Origin of the sequence: Thiorhodovibrio winogradskyi (assembly GCF_036208045.1) — a bacterium.
Classification (GTDB): Bacteria; Pseudomonadota; Gammaproteobacteria; order Chromatiales; family Chromatiaceae; genus Thiorhodovibrio; species Thiorhodovibrio winogradskyi.
The window spans coordinates 5,365,749-5,379,596 of sequence record NZ_CP121472.1 but is presented as its reverse complement, the minus strand read 5'-3'; the positions used below and the strand labels follow the sequence as shown (position 1 = coordinate 5,379,596).

Sequence of the window (13,848 nt, the reverse complement as noted above, 5' to 3'; positions counted from 1 at the left end):
ACTCGACAGTTAACCGAACAGATAATCCAGGTTGATGGCGACGGCCTCGAAGGGGGGAATGCGCATCTTCCGCTCACCCGGATCGGTCGCGGTGACGCTGGCGATGACCCGATAAGTATCGCCATCGAGTTGAAAGGCGATCAACGAGCGATCCTCCGGCCAGATGAGCCAGTAGTGCGGCACCCCTTGGCGCTGCAAGAGCAGAAACAGCGTCAGGGTGTCCTTGCGCTCATGGCCAGGGGAAATGATTTCACACACCCAATCGGGTGGAACCTCAACCACACCGCGCGGACGCTCCGACAACCGCTCCTTGCGCCACCCCGCGAGGTCGTGGGTTGGGCATTGGTGCAGCGAATAGCGCACGCTGATCTCGCTGGCGATCAACCAGCCGCCCGGCCCGGACGGATGATCGAATGGACCAAGTTCAACCGAGGCGCGATGCTGCACCACGCCATGCTCCGCGCGCGCCATCGGACGTCGAACAATCTCGCCGTCGATCAGCTCGACGCGCTCATCCTGGGCGTCGAGCAGATCCTCGACGGTTTTGAATTTTAAGGCTTCCATGATGAAAAATGTAAATTTCCCCAAGGCTTGGTGGAAAAAAAGTCTCAATGGGCGCGGCCTAGAGCGCCCCGATAAAAAGTCCCGTCACGCGGCTTTCGCCGCAAGTCATGTGCGGCGCAAGCCGCGCATAGAGCGCCCGGTTGAAACTGGATTGAGAATGATGACCCATTTTGATCAGCAAGCTTCCTGATGGGATAGAATTCCCTATCGCCTGTCGTTTGCTGACGATCTGGGATGTTTGCCATAACGGCCGCCCTGGTGTCGGCCATGCGCTGGGTTGGAAATGATAAGGCTCAATGTCCCGGGCCGTTGCGCTGATTCATTGCTAACACAAGGAGCAGACATGGATCGCAGATCATTTTTAAAAATCACCGCCGCAGGACTATTGGCTGGCGGAACCCAGCGGATATCAGCGCCGTTCGCGGCCCTGGCCGCGCCGGATTTTGGCGCGGACGCAACCATCAGACATTCGATTGCGGACAGTCATTTTCACTATGCGGATTTTCTGCAGAAAACCGAGGGAGTGGACGCCTTATTGCAGTCCATGAAGGCGGCGGGCGTGGATCACATCATGTTTTCCGGCATGCCTCTCGTCAAGAAATGGGATGCCGCGGAGCCGGAAGAACCTAAGTACTACCTGGACGATAACGCCCGGGCCTACTGGTATTCAGCCACGGACTTCGTGGTTGCTAGGCGTTTTTTGGAATTGCCCAGCCAGGTCCGTTCCCGCTTCCATCCGTTTATTTGCGGGTTCAACGCCACTGACAAACACGCCGTGATGCACGTGGAGAGAATGCTGGCGGAATACCCTGGTCTGTGGCAAGGCGTGGGCGAGGTTTTCGGACACCGCGACGACCTGACCAACCTGACCTACGGTGAAACGGCCCGGGCCAACCACCCGGCCCTGGACTCGGTCTACGACCTGGCCGGCCAAAAAAACCTGCCCGTCAATCTGCACAACAACGCCACCTCGCGCAACCGGCTGGATAAGCCAATTTATGTGTATGAGGTGCGGGAAGCTCTGGCCCGTCATCCCAAAACCGTGATCATCTGGGCCCATGCCGGGCTGTCACGAATGCTGGATCTAGACCAGACCGCCTACACCGGACTGCTGCGGGAGATGCTCGCCAGACACGACAATCTGTATATCGATCTGTCCTGGATCATCTACGAAAACTACGTGCAGCTCTCCGGTCAGGAACCGCGCATCCGCCCCGAATGGCTGACCCTGATCTCGGATTTTTCCGACCGGTTCATGATCGGTTCCGACAATATCGGCCACTTCGCCACCTACAACCAGAACATTTTAAAATATTACACTCTTCTGGATGCCTTGAAGCCTGACACGGCGCGCAAGGTGGCCCTGACGAATTTTTTGAGCCTGCTGACACGAGTTGGGGGTGACGCGCCTCAAGGGCCGATACCCTCTCCATCCTAGTCAACAGAGCCATCGCGGAGGCCATGCCATTGTCCATGTCGCGGTCAATCTTGGCTGCGTAGGTCTGAAATGCAAACTGAGTCAAATCCGCTTTTTTCCGACCGAAAACGCGGTGGCGTGGCATCGCTCGCTTTCGCTGACCATTCAGGAATAGACCTCATGCAAGACAGATTGAACGCAAGCACCATGGCCACTCTGAGCAGGATGGCTGTTCTCCTGGCATTCCTGCTGTTTCTCTCGCCCCCGGCCTGGTCTCGATCCGGTATTGATACGGACATTTTCGGACAGGTTCTCCAGGAAGCCCATAGCCTCTTCGCCGCCAATACCGAAGGCGCCAATGCCGACTACATTCCCGAACTGGCCAAGGTGGATGCGGCGTTATTCGGTTTGGCCCTGGTCACGGCTGACGGCAAAGTCTACACGGCAGGCGACGCTGAGCATGTCTTTACTATCCAGTCCGTGTCCAAGCCTTTTACCGCCGCACTGGTCATGCGGGAGCATGGCGATGCCAAGGTCATTGCCGAAAAAATCGGCCTGGAGCCCACCGGCCTGCCGTTCAACTCAGTCCTCGCCCTGGAGCTGCTCAAGGCCCGATCCGTCAATCCCCTGGTCAATGCCGGGGCCATCGCGGCGGTCAGTCTGATCCTGGCCGACACTCCGGATCAAGGCTTCGATAAGATTAAGGGTTTTTATGAGACCCTGGCCGGTGAAGAACTGGACGTGGTCGAGGAGGTTTATCGTTCCGAGGCCTCCACCAACCAAGGCAATCGAGCCATTGCCTATCTGCTACACCGATACGACCGGATCTACGCCGATCCCATGGAAAGTGTCGATGTATACACTAAGCAGTGCTCCATCGGCGTCAACGCCAGACAACTGGCGATCATGGGCGCGACCCTGGCCAATGGTGGGATCAATCCGGTCAGCAAGCAGCAAGTGCTGGATGCCGAGTATGTGCCCAGGATTCTCGCCCTGATGCTGACCGCCGGATTCTATGACGAGTCTGGAGCCTGGGCCTTCAATGTGGGCCTGCCCGCCAAGACCGGCGTGGGCGGCGGAATCCTGGCCGTGGCGCCTGCCAAGTTGGCCGTGGCCGCCTTTTCCCCTCGGCTGAACCAATCCGGCAATAGCATCAGGGCCATGCGCGCCATTGCGTATGTTAGTCAGCGTTTGGGACTGGGGCTGTTTCAGTAAAAAACGGTGGAACGCCAACCCGATGCTCGTCTAGGTGCAGTGCATGCCCTGCTCCAGCGACTCGGGCGTTATTTTTTTATTGTCAGCCATGCCCAGACATCACGCTCCTGGCCAAAATCCAGCAGCGCCTCGCCGAGCGCGTTGAGCTGCCCCGAGACGAGCTGGCGAATGTGCGCCGCGAGCGCCGGAGTCAGACCACCAAGGCGCTTGTCGAGCAGGCGCAGCACCAGCCCCAGCTCGCCCTCGGCTTTGCCTTGCTCGCGCACGGCTTCCAGGCTGGCGTAGCCCTTGCGCTGGAGCAGATTGCGCAGCGCCACCTCATGGGCGGCTTGCGGATCATAGAGCGCCTCGACCGGAAGTGGATTTTTCAGCACCCCGGCCGCGCTGAGCGCTTGTCCCGGATAGCACGTCCGGCAGGGTTGGCCTGGTTCATACACCTAGACCCGGCGCGGGCCGTGTAAGCGCACCATCCACAGATGCTCAGCTCATAGGGATCGCCATCGTGCAGTTGCGTGGCGAAAAAAGGTCCGCGTACTTGGCGCAGGGGATATTGCGACATACCGGAAACTCCTGTTGTGTCGATCCAAACAGTCAGCCGTTTCGAGCGTCAAACATCCCTCAGGCCCCGTGGAAATGATAGCTGGTCTCGATCTCATGGATCATGCGGGTATAGTCGTCATTCCTCAGGTCTTGCATGTCGAGCTGGCGCGCCAGAGTGGTGGTGAGTTGGTCGAGCATCACGCGCTGGCGAGTGAGCATGGCGCCGGTGAATTTTTGAATCAGTGACTTGGCGAACGCTGGTTCTTGCTGATAACTGGCCAGATAGGCTTGTTCCATCTGGCGCTGTTCGCGCGCGTTCTCCTGCTCGAAGGCATGGATGGCCTGCTGGACCTTGGGCGCAAAGCGCGGATAGTCCTGAAACACCAGGGTCTGCAACTTGCGGTAGCGCCAAAAGAGGCTTTCGTCATCCGCTTGGTCGCTGGCGTGCTGGTACTCCGCCGGCAGTTCGCTCAACCCCCAGTAAATTGGCACATAGGCCGAGAGCGCGGTCATGCCCAGTGCGATGTAATTTACCCGACCGATAGCGACGGGCAACTCGGAGCGGGTCTGGGTGATGTGCGAGAGCGAGGCGCGCAGCACGCTGATCGGCCGCCAGGGCTCTTGGGGGTTTTGATGCGTATAGGGGTCGTGCGTCGTGCCCTGATAATAATCTCGTAAGCCGCGCGCGACATCGGCGATCGAGAGCTTTTCGCTCGGTGTTGGGAACAGGCTGAAGCGACCGTCCTTGCCAGTTTCATCCAGACCAGAATAAAGGCTTAGCAACCGCTCGACGCGGGGATAATTATAGGTTTGGTCATGGGTGCCATTCGCGATGCAGCAGGCAAAGAGGTCCAAAGGCCCTTGGCTGGGGTCGTACAATCCTTGTTCGATCAGAAAAACCGCAAGCCCGGCGGATGCCATCACATTGAGTGGGTCGCTGAGGTTGACCTGCTGAAAGCGCCCCTGATTGGCCGAGACAAAATAGGCATCATCGGGAATGCGCTGGGCCACCCAATGGTGCCCGGAGACGGTTTCCAGATACCAAGCCTCGTGCGCGTCGGTGAAGGCCACGCCAAAGCCCTCGCCGGCGCCGACATGCTCGATGATGTAGCCAAGTAGCAACACGCCGTGGCGCGCGGAAGCGGCCTGGGGCAGTACCACCGTGGTAATGCCATCCTCGCCGATGCCGGTCTCGACCAGATAGGGATCGACCGCGAGCACTGCGTCGCTATTGAAAATGGTCTCGGTGGCCGAGAGGGCGACGCCTCGGTCATTGAAGCCAACCTCCTCGAAGGAGGGGTTGCCGGCTTGCACGCTTTCCCATTCCGGAAAGGCAACATACCCCAGGGTACCCGCCGGCATCTGCCAGCTAAATTGGTTGTTGGCCGGGTTGCCAAAGGAATTGGAGCGGAAGACGTAGTCCTCGGTGCTGGGATCATGGCGCATGATCAACTGTGGGTCCACGGCATTGCTGGTGTCTTCGTTGCGGGCGATGATCAGGGAGCCATCAACGCTCGCCCCCTTGCCGACAATGATGGTGGTGCAGGCAAGGGCGGCTTGCAGTGTGCCGGCGAGATAGAGCCCCGTGGCGAGACAGATCAGTCTTTTGTTCATGGGAGTATTGTGGGCTGCGTGATTGGTTAATTGGTTGCATTCTTGGTTGGCGGTTGTTATTCGCCATCCGTGTCGAGGATTCCGCCCAATCGAGCGCGGTTGCCACCAGGGCGCGCGTACCGCTTGGTCGAGTCAAAAATCCAGGCTGATCTTGGCGCCGATCACCAGGGCATTGTCGATGTCGCCGGTACCGCCGGGACGCAGGATGTACTGCAGATCGGGCTGGATGGCGATGCCATGCCCGAGCGCGAAGCGGTGGTTGAGTTCAATCACCGCCTCGTGGTCTTTCCGCGCCTGCCCCGCGGCCTGAAGCCCCCGGTTGTAGGGATCGCCATACCAGCCCACCGCCAGGCCAAAGCCGGTGCTGTCTTGGGGGCGGGCGCGGAAGAGTCCGCGATAGACCAGTCCCGCATTCAGGTAGTGGCTCATTTGGTTGACGCGATCATCCAGGCTCGCGACCAGGGAGCCGAAGGCGGACAGATGACGGTCGGGGCTTGTGCGATAGAGCATTTGCTCGCCGAGCAGCCACAGCATGGCGTTGCCGCGCACCTGATCGCCAGCGGGAGCCTGATGCGAAACGGACAGGTCGTCAAAATCCCCTGTCAAATAGTAGCCGCCGAGCTTGTAGGTGCCAGGCAAGGCGGTGGCCGAGTCGCGATGGCGGTGATACTGCAACTCCCCGGCCAGGGTCACGCCATTATCGCCAAGGCCCCAGTCGGTGCCGTGCGGGTTTTGGCTCGCCAGCCGAGCGTCGCCCCGCTTGAGTTCCGGGTCGCCGTCGTAGAGCGCGAGTTGCACCGTCCAGTCGCGCGCCGGGGTGTCGTAGCGCAAGCGCGCGCCCCAGGTGGCCACCGGATAGGCACTGAAGGTGAAGGGATTGTGCAAAAACACAGCCTTGGGGCTGCCGCAGAAGGCGTTGTTGACGAACTGACAGTAGAGCGACGAACTCAAAAAATCATCATTGGCGACCAGTCGCCCGTAGGCCAGATCCAGGCGCCCGTCGAGCAGGCGGGTGTTGAACTGGACATTGACCACCTTGAAATTTGGCGTGCCGGCGACTTCCTGCGCGGTGAAGGTGTTGCCGCCGAGCGAGGGCGCGATGAAACGCTCGGACACACTCGTACCGTCGCGCTGCGACAGCTTGACCAAGAGTTGCGTGCTCGGCACACCGAGGAGCTTGGCGAGATCGAAGCGGACATCCAGGCCGATGTTGTCCGCGTAGGTGCCGCCTGCTTTCTCCCCGCCGGCGACATTGACCAAGGACTCCGTGGTGTAGTTAAGCCGGATGTCGACTCCGTGCGCCTGCCAGGCGGAGCGGGCGCCACCCCAGTCGCCGGTGAGCACATTGGCGCTGGAAAAATCGCTGGCGTTCACGTTTGATGGGATAGTCAGCACCGCGCCGATCAGCGGCGGCACGAGCCAACGGAAGCCAGCGCGAGTCTTGAGGGACAACACGGAGGAAAACGCGACGGAAGCCACGTTGCTTTGATGTGGCATCATGGATTGACAATCCGTTTAAGAATGGGGTCCTGGGCATAGACCTCCCGCGCATTGGCCTGGGTCACGATCAGCGGCTCGAGCAGATAGGCGGGGACGATCTTGACGCCATTGTTGTAGCTGTGATCATCGTTCACAGGTGGCTCGCGCCCTTGCTGGAGATCCACCACCATGGCGATGGCCTGGCGCACCAGATCGCTGGTGGACTTGTAGATGCTCGCGTACTGCTCGCCGCGCAGGATGGACTTGACCGACTCGACTTCCGAATCTTGCCCGGTGACCACGGGCAGCGCCTTGCCAGCGGCGCGCGCCGAGGTCAGGATTGCGCGGGCCAGGGTATCGTTCGGGGCCAGCACGCCAGCGAGTTCCGTTTGGTCGTAAGTGCCGGCGAACAGCGTATCCATGCGCCGCTGGGCATTCTCGGCTTTCCAGCCCTGGGTGGCGGCTTGGGCAAAGCGCGTCTGCCGGGAAGTGACCACCAACGTGCCGTCTTGGATGCGCGGGCCAAGCACACTCATGGCGCCATCGAAAAAGACCTGGCTGTTGGCATCGTCCGGCGAGCCGGCGAACAGCTCTATCGTCCAGGGCGGCGCCCCCTTGCGTTGCGCAAGCCCTTCGAGCAGGGCCTGGCCCTGGAGCACACCGACCTTGAAGTTGTCGTAGGCGACGTAGTAATCGACCGCCGAGGTGTTGGTCAGTAGCCGGTCGTAGGCGATGACCCGCGTCCCGGCATCTTCGGCCTCACGCAACTGCCCGCCGAGCTGGGAGCCATCGATGGCGCCGACGATGATCACCTTCGCGCCCTTGGCGACCATGGTCTGAATTTGATTTTGCTGCTCGGGCACGCCGCCGTTGGCGAACTGCACATCGAAGCGGAAGCCCGCCGCGCCCAGGCCATGCTGGAACAACTGCTGCGCGAGCACCCAGTTCTCCGAGGTTTTTTGCGGCAGAGCGACCCCGATCAGGCTGTCTGCTGGAAAACCGCTCGCGGCGCTGTCGGCGTCCGCCCCTGGGGTTGGTCGGTGCCCGGTCAGCCACAGCAGTCCTGCACCCAAGCCAACCAGCAGCAGCGCCGCGAGAACGACGGGCAGCACCGCCGGCGTGGCCGCTTCGGTCTGTGCTGACCGCGGGTGTGGCTGCGGCCGCTGCCGCATCAGCCAGCCGATGATGGACGGGCGCCCCTGACGCTTGCTATAGACATCGAAAGCCACCGCCAGCAAGAGCACCAGTCCCTTGATGATCTGCGTCCAATCGGCGCCCACGCCCATGAGCTGCAAGCCGTTATTGAGCACCGCCATCACCAGGCCGCCAATCACCGCGCCGATGACGGTGCCGACGCCGCCTGAGACCGCCGCGCCGCCGATGAAGACCGCCGAGATGGCATCCAGCTCCCAACTCACGCCATCGAAGGGACCGGATGCGGTCGCGCGACCGACAAACATCAGCCCCGCCAGCGCGGCGAGGATGGACATGTTCATCATCACCAGGAAGGTGACGCGGCGGGTATCGACCCCGGACAGGCGCGCCGCCTGACTGTTGCCGCCCACGGCATAGACATGGCGGCCGAGAATGGTGTGCCCGGCGATGAAGGAGTAAAGCAGCACCAGGCTGACCAGCATCAGCCCCGGCACCGGAAAGGACGTGCCCGGCCGACCGCTGGCGAATTGATAGGTCAGCCAAGCGATCACCACCGCCAGCAAACCAAGCCGCGCCGCCAGGATGCCCAGGGGCGCCACCTCGCCGCCGAGGGCCAAGGTGCGCTGGCGCGCGCGCCAACCGCCAATCACCAGCCACAGGATGGCGCCCGTGCCCAGCATCAAGGTCGGATCGTTCAATCCTGTGTCATAACCGAAGGTGGGCAGATAGCCGCCGCCGAGGAACTGAATCGACTCCGGCACCGGAATGGTGTTGGCGTGGCCCAGCGCCTGATTGGCGCCGCGAAACAGCATCATCCCGGCCAGGGTGACGACAAAGGCCGGAATGCCGACATAGGCCACCCAAAACCCCTGCCAGGCGCCGATCAGCGCGCCCACGCCCAGGCACAAAAGCACCGCCAGCCAGGGCGCCAACCCCCAATCGCGGATTGCCAAAGCCAGCACAATCCCGGCAAAGGCCGCCACCGAGCCAACCGAGAGATCAATGTGCCCGGCGATGATCACCAGCACCATGCCCACGGCCAGCACCAGGATATAGGCGTTGCCGTTGAGCAGATTCATCAGATTGGCCGGGGTCAGCACCAATCCGCCGGTCTGGATCTGGAAAAAGCTCACCAGCGCGAGCAAGGCGAAGATCATGCCGAACTGGCGCGGATCGCTGCCAAACAGATGTTTGAGTGCTGTCATCATTGGTTCACCGTCATCAGTCGCATCAGGCGTTCCTGGCTGGCCTGGTCGCGTTCCAGTTCGCCGGTGATGGCGCCCTCGCACAGCGTATGGATGCGATCGGCCAGGCCGAGTAACTCCGGCAGCTCGGAGGAGATCAGGATCACGCCCTTGCCCTTGGCGGCGAGCTGGCGAATCAGGGCGTAAATCTCCTGCTTGGCGCCGACATCAATGCCGCGCGTGGGCTCGTCGAGAATCAGGAGTTCTGGTTCGGTGAACAGCCATTTGGCCAGAATCACTTTTTGTTGATTGCCACCAGAGAGCTGGCCGACGCAGGCATTGACACTGGATGTTTTGATGCGCAGGGAGCGGCGATAGTCCTCGGCGACCGCCACCTCGCGCTCGCGGTCGATCACGCCGTGGCGGCTGATCCGACCGAGATTCGCGGCGACCGTGGTGGTCTTGATGTCATCGAGTAGATTCAGCCCCAGGGTTTTGCGATCCTCGGTCACATAGGCGATGCCATGGTGGATGGCCGCCGCCACGGTCGGCAGATGCAACGCCTGTCCGTTCATCAGGATTTGCCCGCGCTCGTGAATGCCATAGGAGCGCCCGAACAGGGACAGTGCCAGTTCCGTGCGCCCGGCGCCCATCAGCCCGGCGAAACCGAGAATCTCCCCGCGCCGCACGCTGAAGCCGATGCCCTTGCACACCCGCCGCTCGGGGTTCTGGGGATGGCGCACCGTCCAGTCGCGCACTTCAAAAAAGGACGCGCCGATGGGGCTTGAGCGCGCGGGAAACCGTACCCCCAAGGAGCGCCCGACCATGGCGCGAATGAGCCGATCCTCATTGACCGGTTCGGTCTGGTCGCCGGTCAAGCGCAGCGTCTCGATGGATTGACCATCGCGCAGGATGGTGATGGCGTCGGCGCTGGCCAGCACTTCGTTCAGCTTGTGGCTGATCAGGATGCAGGTCATCCCCTGGGCGCGCAGGTCGCGCAGCAGGGTTAGCAAATGGGCGGAGTCGTCCTCGTTCAGCGCGGCGGTGGGTTCATCGAGAATCAACAGCCGCGCCGACTTGCCAAGCGCCTTGGCGATCTCCACCAGTTGCTGCTTGCCGACGCCCAAGTGCTGGATGGCGGTATCAGGATCCTCGCGCAAACCGACGCGTTCAAGCAGGCCGCGGGCCTGGGCCTGGGCTTGGGTCCAGTCGATGACCCCGGCGCGGGCGATCTCATGGCCGAGAAACAGGTTCTCGGTGATGGACAAGGCCGGAATCAGGGCCAGCTCTTGATGGATAATGGCGATGCCGGCGGCTTCGCTGGCGCGAATGTCCTTGAAGGTCACCGGTTCGCCGCGCAGCAGGATGTCCCCCTCGAAAGCGCCATGCGGATAGACGCCCGAGAGAATCTTCATCAGGGTCGATTTGCCAGCGCCGTTCTCGCCACAGATGGCGTGGATCTCCCCGGCCATGACGTGCAGGGAAACGCCGTTAAGCGCCTTCGCACCAGGAAAGGTCTTGACGATCCCGCGCATGGCGAGCAAGGGTGTCGGGCGAGGATCGATCATACCACTCAAGGATGGTGCTGCCCGATCACCGGGCGATGTGCCGTGTTGGCGATGGGCTCAGCATGGTGTATTTCACCGAAAAAGGCCTTGACCAATGTCACTGAACCAGCCCTATTCGCTCGCGCACATCCTGGTCCGCCGCGAGAACATCAGCCGCCAAGCGCCCGCATGTTCAGCCGTCGCCAGCGCAGCGGTCGAGCCACGCCTGCAAATCGCGCTCCTGGCCAAAATCCAGCAGCGCGTCGCCGAGGGCCGTCAGTTGCGCCGGGTCGAGCTGGCGAATTCGCGCCGCGAGCGCGGGCGCAAGACCACCAAGGCGCTTGTCGAGCTGGCGTAGCACCAGACCCAGCTCGCCCTCGGCTTTGCCCTCGGCTTTGCTTTGGTCGCGCACGGCATCCAGGCTGTCATAGCCCTTGCGCTGGAGCAGATTGCGCAGTGCGACCTCGTGCGCGGCCTGGGGATCGTAAAGCGCCTCGACCGGCAGTGGATTTTTCAGCACCCCGGCCGCGCTGAGCGCTTGTCCCGGATAGCACGTCCGGCAGGGTTGGCCTGGTTCATACACCTCGACCCGACGCGGGCCTTGCAAGCGCACCACCCACAGGTAGCGGGTTCCCGCAGCCAGTAGTTCGCGGATCTTGTCCTGTAGCTCCTGCTCGTCCTGTCCGCTGTCGGCATATTCCACCGCCAGCGGTGGAACGCCGGCAATCCAGCCGGGGGCGTCCGGCACATTGCCCACGGCGATATCCGGAGCGCGCAGATCCTGGGGGCCGAAGGCGTAACCGGCATCGACGGCGGCGTCCTCGACCTCGGGATCGGTTTCCATGGCCAAGCCGCCAACCAGGTTGGCGCGGGCGTGGCGTCCGCCCGCAGGCAGACATTCGATGGGATGGCCGTTGCTCAGTTCATAAGGATCGCCATCGCGCAATTGCGCGGCGAAAAAGGGACCGCGCGTTTGGTGCAGGGGGTTTTGTGACATGCTTAACACTCCTTTTGTATCGATCAACCGGGGAACGGACAAGCATAAGAGAGTCGGCTGAGCGTTCCAATGGCCAACAGCCAAGGCGAGACGGATTGGCCGATCAACTCGATTCCTAACCCGGCCAGGATGTCGCCACGGGTGAAGCGCGCCTTCGATTGCCGGGTCCGGACGACTGATGGGGCGTCATGAGGAAGGCGCGCGCCGTCTCGGCATCGGTGCAATCGCGCGCGCTGACGGTCAAAACGCTCGAATGGCGCAAATAGTCGGCGAGCATCAGGTGTCCGTTGATACTAAACAGATCCCAGAATGACCAGGGCTCTGGGGACTCTGGGGCCAACAGGAACACAGACGACTCAGCACCATTTCCTTAGTTCTATTTTATGTTGCTTTAAGTATATGATTCATAAATAATAAATAGAGAATAAGGGTTTTCCTGTGCAAGCGAAGCACATGGCTCAACCTTTCGGGCGCGAAAATGAACACGATTTTGTCAATTTGGTCGATAACCTGTCGAAACATCTTAAGCGATATCAATGGAACTTTTTACTGTCCAAAAATCAGGGCGCTTTTGGGGCGATTTTGGGAGGTCTGAATGCCATGCCGAGGTGCGAGAAGCCTATCGCCGCCGCGCGGATCAAGACCAAATCTGTCCGCCGCCGGTTGTTCATCCTGTTCGTGGTCGTTATGGCAACGGCCAGTTGGGTATTCTTCACGGGGCCGAGAGTGATGGTTTCCTGGCATGCCGATGACCCTGCCGTCAATCCCGCCAGCCCTGCTAACAGCAAACTGGAATCCAGCATTCCGGAGGCGTCCAGGCTTGACGCCTGGCTGACGCGAAGCGAAGCCGCTATTGCCGATTTGATCCCCGGCACCGAGAAGACCATCCGCTGGGCGTCGGCGCCCGGCGCGCGCACTGACATCGCCCTGGTTTACCTGCACGGCTTTTCCTCCAGCCGTCAGGAGAGCCGGCCGCTAATGGAGGAGGTCGCCGCCGCGCTCAACGCCAATCTCTATTTTGCCCGGTTGAGCGGCCATGGCCGCGGCGGTGATGCTTTGGCCGCCGCCACTGTGGCCGACTGGCAGCGCGATGCTTGGGAGGCCCTTGCCATTGGTCGCCAACTCGGCGGGCGCGTGGTGCTGGTGGGTGCCTCCAATGGCGGAGCCCTGGCAACCTGGCTGGCGTCACAGTCCGCGGCGGCGGACCTGGCCGCGCTCGTTTTGCTCTCACCGAACTATGGTCCGCGCGATCCCATGTCGGAAATCCTGCTTTGGCCCTGGGCGCATGTTCTGGTGCGCTGGGTGGTGGGACCGGACTATGAGTGGAAGCCGCGCAACCCGGAACACGCCCGCTACTGGACCTGGCGTTATCCGAGCAAGGCCCTGCTGGTGATGATGGGGGTGGTCAAGCTTGCGCGCATGAGCCCGGTCGAGCGCATCAAGGCACCGGTGCTGGTGCTCTATGCACGGGAGGACCGGGTGGTGAATGCCAACGGAATCGAGCGTTTCTTTCCGCGCTTCGGCGCGGTGGACAAGGTCTTAATACCAGTGGAAAACACCAGCGACCCGCAACATCATGCCTTGTCCGGAGATATATTGGCGCCCGAGGATACGGCGCGCGTGCGCGCGATGATGCTGGATTTTCTGTGCCCGCGTCTTAAAACCTGTCGCGGGAGTTAGCTGAATGCCAGCGCCTGGCCTTTCATCTTATTGACGATGGCATAGACCCCAACATGGCGGCTTGGACTCAGATGGTCCTCGAGCCTGAGCCCTTCGAACAGCGCGTCCACGTCCAACGCTTCGATCTCGGTCGGGGTTTTGCCGCTGAACAGCCCGACCAGCAAGGCCACCACGCCCTTGATGATGGAGGTGTCGCAATCACCCTGGTACTGGAGTTGGCCGTTGCCCGCCGCGTCAGCCTTGGCGACCACATGCACGGTGCTCATGCACTCCTTGACTTGATTGGCGTCGCTTTTGTCGGCTGGCTCCATGGGCGCGAGTTTCTCGCCGATTTCCACCAGGTACTGGTAGCGCTGATCCCAGTCGCCGAGCAGTTCGAAGGTGTCGATGATCTCGGCGATCTGTTCGCTTGCTGGCGAAGAAGCCGATGAGGCGGCCGCTGGCGGGCTGGACATG

At 61.4% G+C, this 13,848-nt stretch carries 13 protein-coding genes; 4 read left to right on the top strand and 9 right to left on the bottom strand.

The window, feature by feature from the left end:
* Nucleotides 1–9 precede the first annotated feature (9 nt).
* A complete protein-coding gene (locus Thiowin_RS24675; protein ID WP_328985629.1) occupies nucleotides 10–564 on the bottom strand; it encodes a Uma2 family endonuclease in 555 nt (184 codons plus the stop codon).
* On the opposite strand from Thiowin_RS24675, the gene Thiowin_RS24670 reads away from it, so the two are divergent.
* The 3 genes from Thiowin_RS24670 (at nucleotide 563) to glsA (ending at nucleotide 3,196) form a co-directional block, all read left to right on the top strand.
* On the top strand, nucleotides 563–754 hold the full coding sequence (locus Thiowin_RS24670) for a hypothetical protein (protein ID WP_328985628.1): 192 nt from the start codon (nucleotides 563–565) through the stop codon (nucleotides 752–754). The two genes, Thiowin_RS24675 and Thiowin_RS24670, sit on opposite strands and share 2 nt — an antisense overlap.
* Nucleotides 755–907: 153 nt before the next feature.
* Nucleotides 908–2,002, top strand: coding sequence for an amidohydrolase family protein (locus Thiowin_RS24665; RefSeq protein WP_328985627.1), 1,095 nt, complete (start codon nucleotides 908–910; stop codon nucleotides 2,000–2,002).
* Between the two features lie 159 nt (nucleotides 2,003–2,161).
* The gene (glsA, locus tag Thiowin_RS24660; RefSeq protein ID WP_328985626.1) at nucleotides 2,162–3,196 is read left to right on the top strand and encodes a glutaminase A; all 1,035 of its coding nucleotides are present in this window, start codon (nucleotides 2,162–2,164) and stop codon (nucleotides 3,194–3,196) included.
* 68 nt (nucleotides 3,197–3,264) lie between these two features.
* On the opposite strand, the gene Thiowin_RS24655 is transcribed toward glsA, so the two are convergent.
* From Thiowin_RS24655 to Thiowin_RS24625, 7 genes are all read right to left on the bottom strand, one after another.
* Complete coding sequence (locus Thiowin_RS24655; RefSeq protein WP_328985625.1) at nucleotides 3,265–3,570, bottom strand: DUF4351 domain-containing protein; 306 nt, start codon at nucleotides 3,568–3,570, stop codon at nucleotides 3,265–3,267.
* Between the two features lie 244 nt (nucleotides 3,571–3,814).
* Nucleotides 3,815–5,350 (bottom strand): C69 family dipeptidase, encoded by a 1,536-nt coding sequence (locus Thiowin_RS24650; protein ID WP_328985624.1) that lies wholly within the window; start codon nucleotides 5,348–5,350, stop codon nucleotides 3,815–3,817.
* Nucleotides 5,351–5,482: 132 nt separating this feature from the next.
* A complete protein-coding gene (locus Thiowin_RS24645) occupies nucleotides 5,483–6,850 on the bottom strand; it encodes a carbohydrate porin (protein WP_328985623.1) in 1,368 nt (455 codons plus the stop codon).
* The gene (gene mmsB / locus Thiowin_RS24640) at nucleotides 6,847–9,192 is read right to left on the bottom strand and encodes a multiple monosaccharide ABC transporter permease (RefSeq protein ID WP_328985622.1); all 2,346 of its coding nucleotides are present in this window, start codon (nucleotides 9,190–9,192) and stop codon (nucleotides 6,847–6,849) included. Before mmsB ends, Thiowin_RS24645 begins: the two co-directional genes overlap by 4 nt.
* Nucleotides 9,189–10,736: a sugar ABC transporter ATP-binding protein gene (locus Thiowin_RS24635; protein ID WP_328985621.1), complete on the bottom strand. Its 1,548-nt coding sequence runs from the start codon at nucleotides 10,734–10,736 to the stop codon at nucleotides 9,189–9,191. Before Thiowin_RS24635 ends, mmsB begins: the two co-directional genes overlap by 4 nt.
* 172 nt (nucleotides 10,737–10,908) lie before the next feature.
* Nucleotides 10,909–11,712 carry a DUF4351 domain-containing protein gene (locus Thiowin_RS24630; RefSeq protein WP_328985620.1) on the bottom strand — a complete coding sequence of 268 codons (804 nt, stop codon included), beginning with the start codon at nucleotides 11,710–11,712 and terminating at the stop codon, nucleotides 10,909–10,911.
* A 115-nt stretch (nucleotides 11,713–11,827) separates the two neighbouring features.
* On the bottom strand, nucleotides 11,828–12,061 hold the full coding sequence (locus tag Thiowin_RS24625) for a hypothetical protein (RefSeq protein WP_328985618.1): 234 nt from the start codon (nucleotides 12,059–12,061) through the stop codon (nucleotides 11,828–11,830).
* Between the two features lie 251 nt (nucleotides 12,062–12,312).
* On the opposite strand from Thiowin_RS24625, the gene Thiowin_RS24620 reads away from it, so the two are divergent.
* The gene (locus tag Thiowin_RS24620; RefSeq protein ID WP_328985617.1) at nucleotides 12,313–13,392 is read left to right on the top strand and encodes an alpha/beta hydrolase; all 1,080 of its coding nucleotides are present in this window, start codon (nucleotides 12,313–12,315) and stop codon (nucleotides 13,390–13,392) included.
* On the opposite strand, the gene Thiowin_RS24615 is transcribed toward Thiowin_RS24620, so the two are convergent.
* Nucleotides 13,389–13,847, bottom strand: coding sequence for a SufE family protein (locus Thiowin_RS24615; RefSeq protein WP_328985616.1), 459 nt, complete (start codon nucleotides 13,845–13,847; stop codon nucleotides 13,389–13,391). The genes Thiowin_RS24620 and Thiowin_RS24615 overlap by 4 nt on opposite strands.
* Nucleotide 13,848 lies beyond the last annotated feature (1 nt).